Source organism: Aeromonas enteropelogenes (assembly GCF_020097295.1).
Classification (GTDB): domain Bacteria; phylum Pseudomonadota; class Gammaproteobacteria; order Enterobacterales; family Aeromonadaceae; genus Aeromonas; species Aeromonas enteropelogenes.
On sequence record NZ_CP083625.1, the window covers coordinates 1106554 to 1125000 of the forward strand.

Sequence of the window (18447 nt, forward strand, 5' to 3'; positions counted from 1 at the left end):
GTCGCTCACTCCCCCAATCTCTCCGCAAGACCCGAATACCGCTCGGTCTTTTTCCGCACTGCCTGTGCCAGCAGGGCGCGATCGCCGTAGAGATCGAGGCGGGCCTTGGCGCGGGTGATGCCGGTATAGACCAGCTCGCGGGTCAACAGCGGGCTGGGGCTGTCGGGCAGCACCAGCACGGTATGGGCAAACTCCGAGCCCTGGGATTTGTGGATGGTCATGGCATAGACCGTCTCGTGGGGCGGCAGGCGGCTGGGTAAGAGGGCGCGCAGGGTGCCGTCCGGCTGCTCGAACCAGACCTTGAGTCGGCCGGTGTCATCGGGCAGGCAGAGCCCCATATCGCCGTTATAGAGGCCAACACCGTGGTCGTTGCGCACCACCATCACTGGGCGACCGGCATACCAGTCGCCATCCCGGGCAATCAGCCCCGTCCGTGACAGGGCCAGTTCCAGCCGCTCGTTGAGCCCCTCGACGCCAAACGGGCCATCGCGCAGGGCGCAGAGGATCTGAAAGCCGTTGAATGCCTTGAACACGGCGGCGGGCGCCTTCCCCGCGCGGGCCGCCTTCAGATAGGCACCGTAACCGGCCACCCCCTGGGCAATCAACTCGTCATAGGCCTCCCCCGCCCAGGGGTGCAGGCTGATATCCGTAAATCCTGCGCCCCAGACCGCTTCCACCGCCGCCCCATCGCCGCCGTTGCAGGCGCGCGCCAGCTGGCCGATGCCGGAGTGCTGATCGAAGCGCCAGCTTTTGGAGAGCAAACAGAGGCTGTCACGCACCGGTGCCCCTGCAGGCGTGCCCTGCAGCCGGTAACCGGTCTGACGGGAGAGCCAATCAGCCTGCGCGGGGCTGATGCCCTGTTCGATAAAGCTGCAGATATCGCCGAGCACGGCCCCCGCCTCCACCGAGGCGAGCTGATCCTTGTCGCCGAGCAGGATCAGGCGAGCGTGGCTTGGCAGCGCATCGAGCAGGCGCGCCATCATGGGCAAGTCCACCATGGAGGCCTCATCCACCACCAGCAAGTCGAGGTGCAGCGGGTTGCCTTTGTGGTGGCGGAACTGGCTGCGCCTCGGGATCACCCCGAGCAGCCGGTGCAGGGTGCCTGCCTCGGTGGGGATGGCCTCCACCCACTCGGGGGGCAGATCCAGCGCCTGCAGGGCGGAGCCGATACTCTCGGTCAGACGCGCCGCCGCCTTGCCGGTGGGGGCCACCAGCCGGATCGCCGGTGCCTTGCCCGATTGCAGGCCGGTCTCCACCAGAATGGCCAAGAGCTTCGCCACAGTCGTGGTCTTGCCGGTGCCGGGGCCACCGGAGATCACCGCGAAGGGGCGCGCCGCGGCGGTGGCCGCCGCCAGCTTCTGGCCGTTGCAGCAGAGCGACTCGGGCACCAGCGCATCCAGCTTGTTCAGGTCGTTTGCGGCCTGGGCGCTGGCCAGCAGCGCCTCGATGGCGGGCCACTCCACTTCGTGCGGGAACACCAGATCCAGATACTTCTCGATAAAGTGGCGGGCCGAGAAGTCGGGGGCGAGGCGGGCCTTGAGCAGGGCCCCGAACACCAGGCCGTAGTCGCGGGCAAAGAGGCGCGACAGGGCCGGGGCAATCTCCGGCCATTCGGCGCGTTCACTCAAGGTACGAAGATGGCGGGCCACCCCTTGCTCATGATCGTGGTAGCGGGTGAGGTAGAGGCGCCCGTGCCAGAGCCGCAGCGGCCAGCGCGGGGCTTCCCCCTCATCTTGCTCGCCGCCAACCAGCGGGCTTGCCGCAAACAGGGCGGGCCAGCTCGCCGGATCCGCCAGATCGGCCAGCAGATCCCGGCCCTGATCCGGATCCAGCCCGAACGGGCGCAAGGAGCCGGCAGATAACATCTCCAGCGGCAGACAGACATGCCCGCGCCCCAGTTCGAAGCAGGCGAGCGCCGCCCCCAGCACCAGCTCGGGGCCGCCACCGAGATCGGCCACCAGTTTGGCAAATTGCAGATCCAGCTGGCGGATGCGCCCCGCCAGCGCCAGGGCCTTGAGCCGTTCGATCATCATTGCGCTCTTCATGCTTCTACCCCGTTATCCGAAACTTGTGGGAGGGCGGGCGCCGCCCCCTCGCTAAACAGCCGATCCAGCCCCAGCACCAGGTCACGGCTCGGGCGAGTATGGAAGATCCCCCCCTGCGGCATGCCGCGCAGGAACAGATAGAAGACGCCGCCAAAGTGCTGGTCGAAGTCGTAGCCCGGCAGACGCAGGGCGAGCAGCCGGTGCAGCGCCAGGGAGTAGAGCTGGTATTGCAGGTCGTAGCGATGCTCCACCATGGCCTGCTCCAGCGCCGGCCGGCTGTAGTCGGTCGGGCTCATGCCGAGGTGGTTGGATTTGTAGTCGAGCAGATACCAGCGCCCCTGCCACTCGAACACCAGGTCGATAAAGCCCTTGAGCATCCCCTGCACGGTGGCGAAGCTGAGCGGCTTGTTGCCCCGCGACAGCGGGTCGTGCTGCTGGCAGAGCGCAGTCAGCGCAGGTGCCGTCACCCGCCCCATGGGCAGGAAGAACTCCAGCTCCACCTGCTTGCGCTCGGGGGCCAGATCCCGCAGCCGCACCGGCTCGCCAAAGCCCGTTTCAAGCGGCGTCTCCAGCACCGCCTCCACCTGCTGTTGCAGCACTTGGGCCCAGCTATCGTCGAAGCCATCCTGCGCCAGCAGGGTGGCTATATGCTGTGCCAGCGAGTCGCCTGCGGCACTCTCAAAGTCGATGGTCTCGAACAGGCTGTGCAGCAGGGTGCCGGGGCGCGCCCCCTTCGGGAAGGTGAAGATGGAGGGCTGGGGCGCCTCCTCCGGTTGTTCTGCCGCCAGCGCGGCCGCCTCGGTGACCACCTCGTCATCGAAGCCGGGATTGGCCAGCACCCCCTTGCTGTGACCGTGGCCCTGGGCCGCGAGACCGGAGTAGGAGCTGATCCACCAGTCCCGCTCAAGGGTGCCGCCAAAGCGGCGCACCTGGGGCTCGCCCAATTGCTCCTCTTCGGCCGGCAGCGGGGCCGGGCGGGTGAGCGAGGGCTCACCGACGGCCACCCCGGGTAGATCCTGGGCAAGCGCACTGAGGGCGGTGGCCAGGGTCGCGGCGTCCCCCTCCTCACCCTTTTGCAGCAGGTAGCCGATGGCGGTCTGGTGCAGGTCGGTCTTCTCCGACTTGCCGTTACCGGAGCGCACCGGCGCCAGCCCCAGCCAGGTGGCGTAGACGCCCCGAGTCAGCGCCACGTAGAGCAGGCGCAGATCCTCGGCGAGGCGCTCCTTGTCGGCCTCCGCCAGAGACTCCTCGGCGCCGGTGAGATCGAGGATGGTGCGATTGCCCGCCTCATCGGCCTCGTGATAGAGCGGGGTGTCGGCGCTGCGGTGGCTGCAGATAAAGGGGAGGAACACCAGCGGGTACTCCAGCCCCTTGGATTTGTGGATGGTGACGATCTGCACCAGCTTGCGCTCGGACTCCAGGCGAAGTATCTGCTCCGCATCCTGGCCGCTCTGGCGGTTCACCGCCTCCCCCAGCCAGCGCAGCAGGGCGTATTCGCCGTCCAGCTCGCTGCTCACCTGCTGCAAGAGCTCCCCCAGATGGAGGAAGTTGGTCAGCCGCCGCTCACCGTAGGGGCTCGCCAAAAGCGAAGAGGCGAGATTGCGCCGGTGCAGCAGGGCCCGCAGCATGGCCAGCACACCGCGCTTGTGCCAGACCTTGCGGTACTCCATAAACTCCTGCACCGCGCTCTCCCACGCCCGTTCGTCACTGGCAAGCTCGTCGAGGGCCTTGGCGTCGAGATCGAACAGGCCGGTGGCGAGCGCCGCCCGCAAACTTCTCTCCTCACTCGGGTTCTGGCAGGCGTGCAGGATCAGCAAGATCTCCCGCGCCTCCACCTGTTCCAGCACGCTCTCGCGATTCGACAGATAAACCGAGGCTATGGCGAGGCGTGCCAGCTCCTGCTGCACCAGCTTGCCCTCGGCGCCGGTGCGCACCAGCACGGCGATATCCCCCGCTTTCACCGGCTCACTGCCGATCTGCGCCTTGCCCTCCCGGGCCAGGGTCAGCAGGCGGTGGATCTCCGCCGCCGTGGCGCGGGCCATCTTGCTCTGGTAGTCCCCCCGGTTGAAGGTGGGCTGGCCGGTGAGCTGCCAGCAGTGCAGCACGGGGGCGGCTTCGCCGTCGAGGCGCAGCGCCTTGCTCTTGCCCTGCGCCTCCACCGGCAGGAAGGGGATATCCGCCTCGTAGATAAAGGGATCCTTGGCCCGCTCGAACAGGCCGTTGACCGCCGCCACCAGGGCGCCGCTGGAACGCCAGTTGCGCCCCAGGGTGTAGTGGGCGCTCACATTTCGCCGCGCCTGAATGTAGGTGAAGATGTCGGCGCCGCGAAAGCCGTAGATGGCCTGCTTGGGGTCACCGATCATCAACAGCGCCGTGTCCTGGTGGCCGCCGTAAAGACGATGGAAGATGCGGTACTGCTGGGGGTCGGTATCCTGGAATTCATCGATCATGGCGACCCGGTAGGTGGCGCGAATGCGCTCGCAGAGCCGCTCGCCAAGGCTGGAGCCCAGCGCACCGTCGAGGTCTTTGAGCAGGTCATCGAATGAGAGCTGATGGGCCTGGTGCTTGCTGGCCTGCATCCGGCTGCGCACCACCACGGCGGCCCGCTGCAGGATAAGATCCCGGATGCCTGGACGGCTCGCCAGCAGCGCGTCGATCTCGCTGAACAGCGGCAGGGTCGGCACGTCGCCCCCCTTCTTGAGGTTCGCCTCCAGCACCGTCTGGCCGAAGCGCTCCAGCTCCTTGGGAATGGCGTAGCCGCTGGCCTCGTCCTGCGCCCAGTCGGCTATCTTGGCGAGCCACCCCTCGTAGTTCTTGCCGGTGTAGCGGCTGATATGGCCGTCGGTCTGGCGGCAGATCTCGTCCACCTGCGCCAGCCAGGCCTCCTTCACTGCCGCGATGCGACTCATGGCCGCCTGATGGCGGGCGGCCAGGGTCTCGTCCCCGGCCGGCGGGCGCATCTCCAGTTCGCTGTTGTCGAGCCAGCCGTTCATCTCCCGCAGCAGGGCCGCGGGGCTTGGCCAGAGCGCGCGCACCGCGCTGGCCAGGGTTTTATCCACCGGATAGAACTCGGCGCGCCAGTAGTCGCTGACCGCCTGCAGCCTGAGCTGGCTGTCGTCGGTGAGAAATTCGGTTTCGAAGAGGGCGCCCGACTCGAAGGCGTTCTGTTTCAGCATCCGCTGGCAGAAGCCGTGGATGGTGAAGACGGCCGCCTCGTCCATCTGCCGCTCGGCGGCCAGCAGGCGGCGGGCCGCCAGTTCGTGATCCTCCACCTCCGCCAGCAGCTGGGCCAGCAGGGCATCGCCGCTTTGCCCGCGCATAAAGGCGAGGCGCGCCTCGTGGATGCGGCCACGGATCCGCCCGCGCAGCTCGGCGGTGGCCGCCTCGGTAAAGGTCACCACCAGGATCTCGGTCACCGACAGCGGCCGCTCGTGGGCGCTGGGCTGGCCGGCATCGGCGCCCTCTTCAATGACAGGGCCGTGACCCAGCAAGAGGCGCAGGTAGAGACCGGCGATGGTGTAGGTCTTGCCGGTGCCGGCGGAGGCCTCGATCAGCCGCTCGCCATGGAGGGGAAAACGCAGGGTATTGAGCGGGTTAGCCATTATTGCAACTCCTCCAGCGCCTTGATCAGCGGGGTCAGGTGTTCACGGGCCAGCGCCTGCAGCTGGGCCAGCACCTCGTCATCGAGTTCCGGGAAGCAGCGGGCGACGTAGACGTCCTGCCCCTCCCCCGTCACCATGTAGCCGCCGTTGAAGCGGGCGAGTGCCGCCTTGTCGGCGGCCTCCGGTTTCTCCGGATCCTTCTCGATCCCCTTGATCCACTCCCAGGCAGTGCTCGGGAAAAACGGCAGCGGCCGCTTCATCCCCTGCATCCAGAGCACCACCAGCGCCGCCAACTTGGGCCGCGCCTCGTCAGCAGCGAGTACAGGCAGGCGCAGGCTCTGCTTGGCGTCAAACAGCAGGGTGTCGCCGGGGGCATCGCTCAGGGAGAGGCAGAGGTGCTGGATCCAGCCCAGCAGCAGATCCTTGCCGTTGAAGCTGCCGGGTTTGATCACCAGCAAGCGCCCCTTCTGGGTGTCGATCCACCCCTGCAGCTGGCCCTGGGTCAGGGAGATATCGATCTCCACCGCCTGTTTGTCTGCCTCATTGGCCGCCACCCAGGGACGCAGGCGCGCCGCCAGCTTGCCCATCTCGGCATCCAGATCATCCAGCAGCAGGCTGCCAAACCAGCCCTGGGGCAGCAGGCCGGAGAGCTGCAGGCGCTGGCGGCGCTCCTCGCTTTCCCCCTGCGCCAGATGGGCATCGAGCAGCAACGCCTTGAGCTGGTAGTGCTGCAGGCCGTCCAGCTCGAACGGTTCGCTGTCCTCGATCTCGGCCTCGTCCAGCTCGAACCACACCTTGAGACGGCGGTTGAGGAAATACTTGGCGGGCTGGCGATAGAAGCGCAGCAGCTCCGCCAGCTCCAGCCCCTGCTCCTTGCCCCCCCCTTTGTTCCAATCTGGCGGCAGCGGCAGCTCGCCGCTCTGGAAGTTGGCGGCCCCGCGCTCTGGGCTCAGGGCCGGCAGCCAGTCGGCGGCATAGGTGAAGAGGCCGGAATCCACCGCTGGATAGAAGTAGCTGCGGCTGTAGGGGGTGAGCGGGTGTTCGACGATCAGGTGTTCGAGCAGCCGCTTGCCGGACGTCTCGTCATCGAGGCCCTCATCCCCCGCCAGCACGAAGCCCTGACGCACATAGTCGATGAGTTCCGCCAGCAGCACGGAAGGCACCTTCTCGCTGTTGTCCTGGGCGCTGAAACCCTGGTAGCTGATGTAGAGCCCCTGCTGGGCGCTCAGCAGCGCCTCGAGGAAGAGGTAGCGGTCGTCGTCACGGCGGGAGCGATCCCCGCGCCGGCCGGCCACCGCCATCAGATCGAACCCCATGGGGGGCAGGGTGCGCGGATAGACGCCGTCGTTCATGCCGAGCAGGCAGACCTGCCGGAAGGGGATCGAGCGCATCGGCATCAGGGTGCAGAAGTTGACCTGACCGGCGAGGAAGCGCTGGCTGGAGCGGGACTCCCCCAGCACGCTGCCGAGGTAATCCTGCAGCAGGTCTGCGCTGATGGGCTGCTCGAAGCGGGCCTCGCCGAGCTGGGCGAGCCAGTCAGCCAGCTGGCTGCGAATCAGCTGCAGCTGGCGCTCCTCATCCTCATCGGCCAGATAGAAGCGCTCCAGCAGTTCGTTGAGACAGGCGATCCACTCGGGCAGCGGCTGCGCCTGTTGCAGGCGGGGCAGAAATTCCGCCAGGGAGTCGACGAACCAGGCGAGCTTGCCGAGCGCCAGCCCCTGCTGCCCCTCGATATCCGCGTAGGGCAGAATGCCGGCCACCGGTTCGCCGTCGCCCATGGCAAAGCCGAGCAGCATGCGGCGCAGGCCGAACAGCCAGCTGTTGCCAGAGAGGCGCGGCAGATCGAAGCGCTCCGGGTAACCGTCATCCAGCCCCCAGCGGATGCCGGTCTCCTGCACCCAGCGCCGCAGCTGGTTGAACTCGTCGTCATCGAGCTCGAAGCGGCGCAGCACGGCGGGCACCTCGAGGATGGCGAGCAGCTCGCCGGCTCCCAGCCGGGCGTTGGGGAGTCTCAGCAGGGCAAGGAAGCTCTGCAGCAGCGGGCTCTCCTGGCTCGCCGCCCGATCGGATACTGCGAAGGGGATCTGGCCCCGCGCGCCAAACACCGCCTGGATATAGGGGCCGTAGCTGTTCACATCCGGCATCATCACCACCACGTCTTTCGGGGTGAGGGTGGGGTCCTGCTCGAACAGCGCCAGCAGCCGGTCGTGCAGCACCTCGAGCTCCCGCATCGGGCCGTGACAGGCGTGGATCTGCAGGGATCCGTCCGCCGGGCTGATGGGGCTCTTGTGCTGGCTGCTATCCAGCTCGAACTCGCCAGCCCCCCGTTCGGCCAGCTCCAGCACGTCCTGCTGGATGGCGCGCAGCAGCCTGGCCTGGCCCTGTTCATCCTGATCGTCAATATCGACGAAGGCCTCGATTTGTGGCACCTCCAGCTCCATCAGCTGGTGCAGGTAGTCGCGCCCCAGCTTGCCCATGGAGGCGAGCAGCGGGTTGGCGGGGCCCTGCAAAGCCTCAATGTCGGTGCCGGGCTTGAGCTTGTTCTCGAGCCTTGCCAGGGTCTTTCTGTCCAGCAGATCGCCCCAGTAGTAGCGGCAGGGGTTGGTGACGAAGAGGTGCACCTCCACCTCATCCCGGCTGCCGAGGGCCAGCAGCGCCTCCACATAGCGCGGCGGCAGCGCCGAGATGCCGAACACGAAGACCCGTTGGGGCAGCTTGCCCGGCAGATCCGGGGTGCGCTCCAGCTCGTGGATAAACTCCTCGTAGAGGTTGGCGCGATGGTAGCCGCTGGGAGCGAGCGCCAGGGTGCGGGCCACCAGCTCGCGCCACAGCTCCGGCTGCCAATCCTGACCGCTCACCCCGGCCAGCTCCTGGCTCAATCCCTCCCCCTGTTCCCAGCGGGCGATCCAGTCCGGCCGATAGACCAGATACTGGTCAAACAGATCCGCCACCTTCTGGCAGAGCTGCCATAGCCGCACCTGCTCGGGCGCCTTGGCGGAATCCGGGGCAGGATCCGCGTCATCCCCACTCCCCAGATAGGCTGCCAGCGGCGCAAAGGCGGGGCGGTCAAGCAGGGCGGGTAAGATGGTCATCAGCTGCCAGCTCATGGATCCCTTGTTGTAAGGGCTCTGACGAGGCACGTCCGCCAGTACCCGGGTGAACATTTCCCAGATAAAGCTGGCGGGCAGCGGGAAGTCGATATTGGCGGCGATGCCGAAGGCTTTGGCCAGCTCCAGCTTGAGCCACTGGGCCATGCCCGGGCTCTGCACCAGGATCTGTTCCCGCTCGAAGGGGTGAGAGAGGGGCGCCTGCCGGATGCGACTCACCAGCAGCTCTTTGAGCAGATCCAGCTGATTGGAGTGGTAGAGGGTAAACATGAGCAATTCCCGCCAATGCAAAAGAGGTGTGATCGCGGGAAAACCTCAAGGAGCCCCGCCACTTCAACAAGAATTGGGATTGTCGGGGATCGGGGGAGAAGATGCAAAAGGCACTTGTTGCCGCCGCTCGGGCAAGCGCCGAATTATGAGAGGTACCGCATATTGGCGGCCTGTCTTGCCACCAGAGCGGCGCTGACTAACAAAAAAGCCGGAGCATGGGCTCCGGCCAAAAAGCATTGGAAAACTCGAACTGTCAGGGCATTACCAACTCTTGCCGAGGCGGGCATCCAGGCTGAAAGCGCCTGCACCTGCCGCCGCCAGGGCCAGAAAACCACCGGCGACCGAGATGTTCTTCATGAACATCAGCATCTGCATCTGATCAGCCGGCTGATAGTGGAAGATGAAGGCGGCCATCAGGGTGAAACCGGCCATCAGCACCGAGAGGCTGCGGGTGAACAGGCCCAGCATGATGGCGAGGCCACCACCCAGCTCCAGCAGGATAACCAGCGGCAACAGGAAACCGGGCACGCCCATGGCCTCCATATAGCCCTGGGTACCGGCGTAACCACCGATCTTGCTCCAGCCCGCCATCACAAACATCAGTGCCAGCAGTACGCGACCCACCAGCAGTGCCACATCTTTCATCTTGTCCATCTCAATCTCCTCGTTCACGCCGCATCAGAGCTGGCAACTTCAGGGTAGGTCAAATAACAGGGCCTGAGTGGCACTTGTTGCCACCAGCTCCCAACTTGATTCATCACGACTGAGCACCCCGTCGCCGGGTCGGGCAGCCAGACCGTTGGCGGTCAACTCCCCTGAAATCATCTGCAGGTAACCGTGCCGACCAGCCAGCTCCCAGGTGAGGGATTCACCGGGCTCAAGCTGCACACGCCAGACCCGGGCCTGCTGGCGGATCCTGAAGGATCCATCCTCGCCATCCGGTGACGCCACCAGCGTCATGCCGGGCCTGGCCTCTATCTTCTTCTGCTGATAGCCGGGGGGCGTATCGTATTCGTTCGGCTCGATCCAGATCTGCAACAGGGAGAGCGGCTCGCTCTGCGAGGGGTTGTACTCGCTGTGACGGATCCCGCTGCCTGCGCTCATCAACTGGAAATCCCCGGCCGGGATCTGCTCGGCGTGGCCGAGGCTGTCCTTGTGCTCTATGGTGCCGGTCAGCACACAAGTCAGGATCTCCATGTTGGCGTGAGGATGGGTGGCGAAACCGCCACCCGGCGACACCAGATCCTGATTGATGACCCGCAGGACCGAGTGGCCCATCCACTCCGGGTCATAGTAGTGCCCGAACGAAAAACTGTGGCGCGCATCCAGCCAGCCAAAGTTGGCCTTGCCCCGCGCCTCTGCGGCTCTCAATTGCATCATGATGTGCTCCTCATCTCTGAAGGTTCGCCTTAGCGGGGGTTGCCACCGCCGATGCCGAACGGAATACGGTACTCGCTGCTGTCACCGGCCAGGCTGACGGTCAGGTTGCCCTGGGTGCGGCTCGGGATCTTCACCTGCTGGGTGCCGACCAGACTGGCGTGGACGGAAGCCAGCAGATCACCGGACTGATCGCGCACCTCCAGCATGGGGTTGGCCTTGCCATCCATCGCCGCACTCGCATGCCAGTTTACAAACAGCACTCCCGGGGTGGCGTTGAAGTCAGCCGGCACGGAAGCCTGGGCAAAACCTGCGGTCATCAGGCCTGCAACGGCCAGCATCTTGATTACGTTTTTCATGTTCACTCTCTTGTTTTATATGTCATTGCCAAGGCCGCTTTGGCCCGAATCAATGCATCCATGCAAGAGGTCATTCAAATAGTATGTTGTTCTTTCACCGACGTCTGACGTGCCCTTTGGGGTTGTCACAGCACTGAACTACCTTTTATTTGGCCACTTGGCGTTCCTGCCTAAGCGTTGATTGAATATTAAAGTTGCCTGGCCTAACTTGTTAGCGAGATAAACTGGCAAACATATTCAAAAAAATTGAAGGCAGGCTATGGCCAAGGAACTGAACAAGGAACGGGCGCTGACCCTGGAGGCGATCCGGGTGCTGGACGCCATCGATCGCCGCGGCAGCTTTGCGGCAGCGGCCGACGAGCTGGGCAAGGTACCCTCGGCGCTAAGCTACACGGTACAGAAGCTGGAAGACGAGCTGGACGCCATGCTGTTCGACCGCAGCGGCCACAGAACCAAATTCACCCCGGCCGGCCGCATGCTGCTGGAACGGGGCCGGGTACTCTTGGAAGCAGCCGAGCATCTGGTGGGCGAGACCCGGGCCCTGGCCCGTGGCTGGGAGACCGACATCACCATCGCCGTCGATGCCCTGGTGCCGGTGCAGGCGCTCTACCCGCTGGTGGAACGGCTGGCCGAGCTGACCGATACCCGGCTGCGGCTGCGGGCCGAGGTGCTGGCGGGCAGCTGGGAGTGTCTGGAGGATAGTCGCGCCGATCTGCTCATCTCCTCCCTCAATCCCGACATCATGATGACCGGCATCAAGCACCAGCTGCTCAGGGAGGAGGTGATGCTCTACGTCGCCCACCCGGATCATCCGCTCCACCTGGAAGCCGAGCCCCTGGCGGACGAGACCTTGCGCCGTTACCGCGCTATCGCGGTGGCCGATACGGCGCTGCGCAAGCCGGTGCTTACTTACCGTCTGCTCGACAAGCAACCGCGCCTCACCGTCAGCTCCATGAGCGAGAAGCGGGATGCCTTGCTGGCGGGGATTGGGGTTGGCACCATGCCGCAAAGCTGGATCGAGGAGGACATCAAGGCGGGACGGCTCAAGGTGATCTGCCCCGAGTATCGCCATCAGCTGCAGGTGGTGCTGGCCTGGCGCCGCGATACCATGGGCAAGGCCAAGAGCTGGCTGGTGCGGGAGATCCCCAAACTGTTCCAGACGCAATAGGGGCAATAGCTGGCAGAAACGAGAAAGGGGAGCCTCAGGCTCCCCTCTTTACGACTGGCTGTCGGCGATGGCGCTTACTGGTTCGCCTCGGCGAATTGTTTCATCGCTTCGGCATGTTTGGCCATGCCGTTGGCACGCTCGCCGAGGTTCTTGATAAACTCGGCCTTCTTGGCCGGATCCTCAATGCGATCATAACGTTGCTGCAGGTTGGCCTGGATCTGCTCCGGGGTCATGTTCTGCATGCGGGCCATGCGGTCGTGACGACCACCGTGGTGCTTGCCGCCCATCATGCCGCTGCCATCCATCGGGCAGTCCACCATGGGGCCCGGTTGAGCGGTCGGAGTCGCTTCACTGGCAGCATAGGCACCCAGCGGCAGGCCGAGGATCAGGGTAGCGGTCAGCAGGGTTTTGGTCAGCTTTTTCATGGTCTATCTCCTCTCGGGATGAATCGGGTTCGGCACTCTTGCCTTGCCCTCAAGTAAACACCCCTCTGGTGTCTGAACTTTGCCAGTATCACCCTTTTTTGTAGCAGAGTGTGGCATCTTGCTGATCTGGCACACTTTGACACAAACCCAGCAAGGGATTTCCGTATACTCGAGCCAACCCCAAGCAAGAGAGGCAGTCATGAATCAAGGCAGCACCCACATTCTGGTCGTCGACGATCACAGCGAGATCCGCGATCTTCTCAAGCGTTTTCTGGAACAGCATGGCCTGCGGGTCAGCTGCGCCCGGGACGGCAAGGAGATGAAGCGGCTGCTGGAGGAGCGCGAGTTCGATCTGCTGGTGCTGGATCTGATGATGCCGGGTGAAGATGGCCTGACCCTCTGCCGCGAACTGAGGGTGAAATCCAACATGCCCATCATCATGCTCACCGCCATGGGCGAAGAGACTGACCGCATCATAGGGCTGGAGATGGGGGCCGATGACTATCTGGCCAAGCCGTTCAACCCGCGCGAACTGCTGGCCCGGATCAAGGCGGTGATGCGCCGCACCCAGGCCGACACCCAACCCTCGCCCGAGACCCTGACCCGGGATCTGCGCTTTGATCGCTGGCTGCTCGATATCAACCGCCGGGAGCTGGTCGACGAGGATGGCGTGGGGCTGAGCCTCTCCACCGCCGAGTTCGATCTGCTCAAGGTGTTTCTGGAGCGACCACAACGGGTGCTGAGCCGGGATCAACTGCTGGATCTCGCCCGCGGACGCGAGGCGGTGGCGTTTGATCGCGCCATCGACACCCTGGTGAGCCGGCTGCGCCGCAAGCTGGAGCGGGATCCCAAGAATCCCGAACTCATCAAGACCATCTGGGGTGGAGGCTATATGTTCTCCGCCGATGTGACGCAGGTATAAGTTGATGGCCGCCTTCAAGCGACTCGGCTCGGGTTTGTGGCCCAAGGGACTGACCGGCCAGATCATCCTGGTGGCGCTGGCCGGGCTAATCCTGATCCAGCTGCTCAGTATCCAGATCTATCGCACGGATCGGGAGGAGGCGCTCGGCTTCGTCAACAGCCGCAACGCCATGCAACGGATCATCTCTGTGGTGCGCCTGCTCTCCCTCTCCCCCCCTTCGCTCTATGACGAGATCCTCAAGGCGAGCCGCAGCGAAACCCTGTTGCTACGTCTCTCGAATGAACCCTTGCGACCGGACAATCGCAGCCCCCGCTTCGAGCAGCTGGTTCGCTCCCGCCTCAGCTATCCGGCCGGGCTCGATGTCGAGATCAGCGCCGAGCTGAAGCAGGATTCCCAGCGCAGCAAGGCGTGGGAGCACCACGCCCGTATGATGCGGGATCGCAAGGGGCCGCCGCCACGGGACATGCGGCTCTATGGCTCCATCGAGCTGCCCCAGGGGGGCTGGCTGCAGTTCAGCTCCCTGGTGGACAAAGAAGCGGGCAGCTGGTCCTGGCAGACCACCCTCAACCTGATGCTTGTCGCCAGCCTGGTGATTGGCCTGATGGTGCTGCTGTTTCGCCGCGCCACTCGCCCCCTCAAACAGCTGGCGGCCAATGCCGATCGTCTCGGTCGCGGTGAGGACATCGATCCTCTGAAAGAAGAGGGGCCCATCGAGGTACGGGAATCGATCCAGGCCTTCAACCGGATGCACACCCGGCTCGCTCGCTTCGTTCAAGACAGAACCCGGATGCTGGCGGCCATCTCCCACGACCTGCGCACCCCCATCACCAGCCTGCGGCTGCGCACCGAGTTTCTGGCCGACGGAGAAGACAAGGAGCGGATCCAGCAGACCCTGCAACAGATGGAACAGATGCTGGCTGCAACCCTGAGCTTTGCCCGGGAAGAGGGGCAGCAGGAGGCGACCCGGGAGCTGGATCTGGTCAGCCTGCTGGAGAGCCTGTGCGACGACTATGCCGATACCGGTCAGCCGGTCACCTGTCTGGCCGAAGGCAAGCAGGTCTACGCCTGCCGGGCCAACACCTTGCGCCGGGTGCTGCAGAACCTCATTGGCAACGCCATCAAATATGCCGGCAGCGCCGAGGTGTCGCTGGAACGCACCCGGGACGAGCTGCTGATCCGGGTCTGCGACAACGGGCCCGGGATCGATGAGGAGCATCTGGAAGATGTGTTCAAGCCCTTCGTGCGCCTCGACGAGGCGCGCAACACCGAATCGGGCAGCGTGGGGCTCGGCCTCTCCATCGCCCGCACCCTGGTGCATCAGCACGGCGGTGAGCTGACGTTGCAAAATCGGCCGCAAGGAGGGCTGGAGGCCAGGATCAGCCTGCCGCTCTAACATTTGCCCATCATTGAGAAAACAGAGATAAAAAACGGGGTCGCCCCTCACAGGGCGACCCCGTTGCGTTGCACTCGGGATCAGAAGTTATAGGTCACGCCGAGGTTGTAACGACGGCCATCCAGCACAGTGCCATAGCTGCCGTAATCCACCGTCTTGTCGAACAGGTTGTAGATGCCAGCGGTCACATTCAGGTGCTTGTTCGCCTTATAGACCAGACCCATGTCAAAGAAGGTGTAGGAGGGCGTGCCTTCCGCCATCTTGACCCGGCTCAGGTATTCAGAGGTTTCGCCACGGAAGTTGACCCTGGACCAGAGGCCGAGATCCTCTGTGGTCTGCCAATCAACGCTACCGTTGAACATGTGGCGGGGCATCTGGTTCAGCGCATGGCCGGCCAGCGGGCCGCTCTTCTGTTCGGAGTGGGTGAAGGTGTAGCTGGAGCTGACTGACCAATCCTCGTTGATCGCCCACTCCAGCATGCTCTCGACGCCGCGCATGTTCGCCTTGTCGACGTTGATGCGATCGCTGATGAAGTCGTAGCTGTGACCATTGAGGGTGCAGGCGGGATCATTCTTGCTGGAGCAGCGACGCACCTCGGAGATCTTGTTCTTGAAGTCGGTGTTGAACAGGGTCACACCTGCGTTGAGGCCCTGGCCGCCATCCCACAGCAGGCCGATCTCTTCGCTCACGCTGGTCTCCGGCTTCAGGTCCGGATTACCGACCAGCATGCCGTCCAGAGTGCTGCCACCCGTGACCTGACCCCAGTTGGCCGCAGACATCCGCAGATCCGGCGAGCGATAGCCGGTAGAGACGCCCCCCTTCAGGGTCCAGGCATCATCCAGGTGCCATACCCCATAGAGACGCGGGCTCCAGTGAGTACCGTAGTTTTGGTCCCGATCCATCCGGACACCGCCGGTCAGGGCAAACGTCTCGGTCAGAGACCACTCGTCCTCGACAAACAGTGCCCAGCTCCAGCGGGTCAGCTCACTGGCCGGGTTCGCCACCTTTAGGGTATTACCCTGATCCTGCAGGTCTTCATAGCGATACTGGCCACCGACGCTCAGATAGTGATCCCCCAGAATGAACTGGGTATGGGTGTCCAGTATGGTGTTGGTCAACTCCATCTGACGGCCCGGGTTGGTGTTGATCTCCTGCTGCAGGTAGCTGCTGGAAGAGCCAAAGTCATACTGGCCGGTATGCGTCAGCGCGTAGTTGGTACGCTCATAGCGGTTGAGGCTGGGTTTGGCATTGTCAGCGACGGAGTTACCCGGGGTACGATCCCGATCCTGCAGGCTGCGACTGGCCTCCAGATCGAAACGGTTCTGCTCGTTGGGATTAAAACTGAGTACGGCGGTGCCGCTGCGGGTTTCCTGCTCGGCAAAGCCCTGGGCGAACTTGTCTTCACCGCGATGGGCCAGCTGGCCGTTGAAGCGCAGCCCAAGCACGTTGTCGATCAAGGCGCCGGCGGCGTAGGCATCGGTCTGGAAGCTGTTGCCCGCATCCTTGTTCTCCTGGAAGGTGGAATCAGCATGGACCGAGCCCTGCCACGCCATACCCGTAGTCTTGCGGGTGATGACGTTGATGACGCCGCCCATGGCATCCGAGCCATAACGGGAAGACATGGGTCCGCGCACCACTTCAATCCGCTCGATGGCCTGCAACGGTGGCAGCCAGCCCTGCTCGATGCCGGGACCGTCGCTGTTGGGGCGGGTGCCGCGGCTATCTACCTTCTTGCCATCGACCAGCATCAGGGTGTATTTCGAGCCCATGCCGCGGATGCTGATATCGCTGCTGCTACCCCCGCCGGTGATCACCACCCCGGGTACATCCTTCAACGCATCGGTGACATCGCGATAGGCGCGTTTTTCCAGCTGTTCACGGGTTATAACGGAGATGGATGCCGCAGAGTCCTCAATTTTCTGCTGGAATCCGGAAGCCGTCACCACCATCACTTCGGACTCGGCGGCAAGGGCCTGCATGGAGAGCGTGGAGCAGATCAGCAAGGCAAGCTTGTTCGGTTTCACTGTTATCATCTTCTGGCCTGAACGTTTAAGTAGGAAAGAGGCGTATTCCCTTACTTCAGTCGTTGCACCATCCTGGCCTCCTGCCAGGAAGGAGATAAATAAGGTCCATATGAAGAACAACTTATCAATCAGGCCGAATTGTAACTATCATTGCCATGAAGATCGAACAATAATCATTATCATTTGGTATTTTGTGAGCTCAATACGTAGCTAAACATAACATTATGTTTTATATGAATTATTTTCGGTCTGGAGGGAACTGGGGAATCCCAGCCGGAAGCGGCACAGGGTATCTGGTGAGTCAAGAATGGACTGGCACACCGGGCAAGGCTGCCATGGCGAGCGCAGCAGGGACGATGCTTAGACGCTAAATAACAGGAAATAAAAAACCCCGCTCAATGAGCGGGGTTTTCATGTTGGGTGCCTGGCAGTGTCCTACTCTCGCATGGCGAATGCCACACTACCATCGGCGCTACCGCGTTTCACTTCTGAGTTCGGCATGGGATCAGGTGGTTCCACGGCGCTATGGCCGCCAGGCAAATTCTTAATCCAGAAAGCTGACGTGAATAACGATTTGCCTGTTGGCTTCGCTATCACTGAATTTGAGTAGTTCATTCTATTTGCTACAAGCCTTAGAACACTTCTTGGGTGTTGTATGGTTAAGCCTCACGGGTAATTAGTACGGGTTAGCTCAATGCATCGCTGCACTTACACACCCCGCCTATCAACGTTGTGGTCTCCAACGGCCCTTCAGGACCCTCAAGGGGTCAGGGATGACTCATCTCAGGGCTCGCTTCCCGCTTAGATGCTTTCAGCGGTTATCGATTCCGAACTTAGCTACCGGGCAGTGCCACTGGCGTGACAACCCGAACACCAGAGGTTCGTTCACTCCGGTCCTCTCGTACTAGGAGCAACTCCCTTCAATCATCCAACGCCCACGGCAGATAGGGACCGAACTGTCTCACGACGTTCTGAACCCAGCTCGCGTACCACTTTAAATGGCGAACAGCCATACCCTTGGGACCGACTTCAGCCCCAGGATGTGATGAGCCGACATCGAGGTGCCAAACACCGCCGTCGATATGAACTCTTGGGCGGTATCAGCCTGTTATCCCCGGAGTACCTTTTATCCGTTGAGCGATGGCCCTTCCATTCAGAACCACCGGATCACTATGACCTACTTTCGTACCTGCTCGACCTGTCCGTCTCGCAGTTAAGCTGGCTTATGCCATTGCACTAACCTCCTGATGTCCGACCAGGATTAGCCAACCTTCGTGCTCCTCCGTTACTCTTTGGGAGGAGACCGCCCCAGTCAAACTACCCACCAGGCACTGTCCGCGACCCCGATTCAGGGGCCTGCGTTAGAACATCAAACATACAAGGGTGGTATTTCAAGGACGGCTCCAGCGCAACTGGCGTCACGCCTTCAAAGCCTCCCACCTATCCTACACATGTAGGTTCAATGTTCAGTGCCAAGCTGTAGTAAAGGTTCACGGGGTCTTTCCGTCTAGCCGCGGGTACACCGCATCTTCACGGCGAATTCGATTTCACTGAGTCTCGGGTGGAGACAGCATGGCCATGGTTACACCATTCGTGCAGGTCGGAACTTACCCGACAAGGAATTTCGCTACCTTAGGACCGTTATAGTTACGGCCGCCGTTTACCGGGGCTTCGATCAAGAGCTTCGCTTGCGCTAACCCCATCAATTAACCTTCCGGCACCGGGCAGGTGTCACACCCTATACGTCCACTTTCG

11 protein-coding genes and 2 rRNA genes (1 of these 13 only partly in view) are annotated in these 18447 nt (G+C 63.1%); 3 read left to right on the top strand and 10 right to left on the bottom strand.

Annotated elements, in window-relative coordinates:
- Positions 1–5: 5 nt before the first annotated feature.
- The 6 genes from recD to LA321_RS05215 all read right to left on the bottom strand — a co-directional run bounded on the left by recD (position 6) and on the right by LA321_RS05215 (position 10766).
- The gene (recD, locus tag LA321_RS05190; RefSeq protein ID WP_042070981.1) at positions 6–2045 is read right to left on the bottom strand and encodes an exodeoxyribonuclease V subunit alpha; all 2040 of its coding nucleotides are present in this window, start codon (positions 2043–2045) and stop codon (positions 6–8) included.
- Positions 2042–5647: an exodeoxyribonuclease V subunit beta gene (gene recB / locus LA321_RS05195; protein WP_042070983.1), complete on the bottom strand. Its 3606-nt coding sequence runs from the start codon at positions 5645–5647 to the stop codon at positions 2042–2044. The genes recD and recB overlap by 4 nt, the downstream gene beginning before the upstream one ends.
- Entirely contained in the window at positions 5647–9024 is a 3378-nt protein-coding gene (gene recC, locus LA321_RS05200; RefSeq protein WP_042070985.1) for an exodeoxyribonuclease V subunit gamma, read from the bottom strand. The genes recB and recC overlap by 1 nt, the downstream gene beginning before the upstream one ends.
- Positions 9025–9285: 261 nt before the next feature.
- A complete protein-coding gene (locus LA321_RS05205; protein ID WP_042070987.1) occupies positions 9286–9678 on the bottom strand; it encodes a DoxX family protein in 393 nt (130 codons plus the stop codon).
- A 39-nt stretch (positions 9679–9717) separates the two neighbouring features.
- The gene (locus tag LA321_RS05210; RefSeq protein ID WP_042024970.1) at positions 9718–10404 is read right to left on the bottom strand and encodes a pirin family protein; all 687 of its coding nucleotides are present in this window, start codon (positions 10402–10404) and stop codon (positions 9718–9720) included.
- A gap of 29 nt (positions 10405–10433) precedes the next feature.
- Positions 10434–10766 carry a hypothetical protein gene (locus LA321_RS05215; RefSeq protein ID WP_026456758.1) on the bottom strand — a complete coding sequence of 111 codons (333 nt, stop codon included), beginning with the start codon at positions 10764–10766 and terminating at the stop codon, positions 10434–10436.
- Between the two features lie 253 nt (positions 10767–11019).
- Between LA321_RS05215 and LA321_RS05220 the strand changes: the two genes are divergently transcribed.
- Positions 11020–11928, top strand: coding sequence for a LysR family transcriptional regulator (locus LA321_RS05220; RefSeq protein WP_042070989.1), 909 nt, complete (start codon positions 11020–11022; stop codon positions 11926–11928).
- A gap of 74 nt (positions 11929–12002) precedes the next feature.
- On the opposite strand, the gene LA321_RS05225 is transcribed toward LA321_RS05220, so the two are convergent.
- Complete coding sequence (locus tag LA321_RS05225) at positions 12003–12353, bottom strand: hypothetical protein (protein ID WP_026456756.1); 351 nt, start codon at positions 12351–12353, stop codon at positions 12003–12005.
- Positions 12354–12552: 199 nt separating this feature from the next.
- Here LA321_RS05225 and LA321_RS05230 point away from each other — a divergent pair, with 199 nt between their 5' ends.
- Together LA321_RS05230 and LA321_RS05235 are read left to right on the top strand one after the other, a co-directional pair.
- Entirely contained in the window at positions 12553–13275 is a 723-nt protein-coding gene (locus LA321_RS05230; protein ID WP_042024967.1) for a response regulator, read from the top strand.
- Between the two features lie 4 nt (positions 13276–13279).
- A complete protein-coding gene (locus tag LA321_RS05235; protein ID WP_042070991.1) occupies positions 13280–14668 on the top strand; it encodes an ATP-binding protein in 1389 nt (462 codons plus the stop codon).
- Between the two features lie 80 nt (positions 14669–14748).
- Here the strand turns inward: LA321_RS05235 and LA321_RS05240 are convergent, their stop codons facing one another.
- The 3 genes from LA321_RS05240 to LA321_RS05250 form a co-directional block, all read right to left on the bottom strand.
- Complete coding sequence (locus LA321_RS05240; RefSeq protein ID WP_042070993.1) at positions 14749–16701, bottom strand: ligand-gated channel protein; 1953 nt, start codon at positions 16699–16701, stop codon at positions 14749–14751.
- 413 nt (positions 16702–17114) lie between these two features.
- Positions 17115–17229, bottom strand: a 5S ribosomal RNA gene (rrf, locus tag LA321_RS05245).
- Between the two features lie 118 nt (positions 17230–17347).
- Positions 17348–18447: ribosomal RNA gene (locus LA321_RS05250) — 23S ribosomal RNA — on the bottom strand (it continues 1789 nt past the right edge of the window).

Bases quoted from the DNA above. Each gene is read 5' to 3' on its own strand.
- recD (WP_042070981.1), bottom strand. From the start codon at position 2,045: ATGAAGAGCGCAATGATGATCGAACGGCTCAAGGCCCTGGCGCTGGCG.
- recB (WP_042070983.1), bottom strand. From the start codon at position 5,647: ATGGCTAACCCGCTCAATACCCTGCGTTTTCCCCTCCATGGCGAGCGG.
- recC (WP_042070985.1), bottom strand. From the start codon at position 9,024: ATGTTTACCCTCTACCACTCCAATCAGCTGGATCTGCTCAAAGAGCTG.
- LA321_RS05205 (WP_042070987.1), bottom strand. From the start codon at position 9,678: ATGGACAAGATGAAAGATGTGGCACTGCTGGTGGGTCGCGTACTGCTG.
- LA321_RS05210 (WP_042024970.1), bottom strand. From the start codon at position 10,404: ATGATGCAATTGAGAGCCGCAGAGGCGCGGGGCAAGGCCAACTTTGGC.
- LA321_RS05220 (WP_042070989.1), top strand. From the start codon at position 11,020: ATGGCCAAGGAACTGAACAAGGAACGGGCGCTGACCCTGGAGGCGATC.
- LA321_RS05225 (WP_026456756.1), bottom strand. From the start codon at position 12,353: ATGAAAAAGCTGACCAAAACCCTGCTGACCGCTACCCTGATCCTCGGC.
- LA321_RS05230 (WP_042024967.1), top strand. From the start codon at position 12,553: ATGAATCAAGGCAGCACCCACATTCTGGTCGTCGACGATCACAGCGAG.
- LA321_RS05235 (WP_042070991.1), top strand. From the start codon at position 13,280: ATGGCCGCCTTCAAGCGACTCGGCTCGGGTTTGTGGCCCAAGGGACTG.
- LA321_RS05240 (WP_042070993.1), bottom strand. From the start codon at position 16,701: ATGATAACAGTGAAACCGAACAAGCTTGCCTTGCTGATCTGCTCCACG.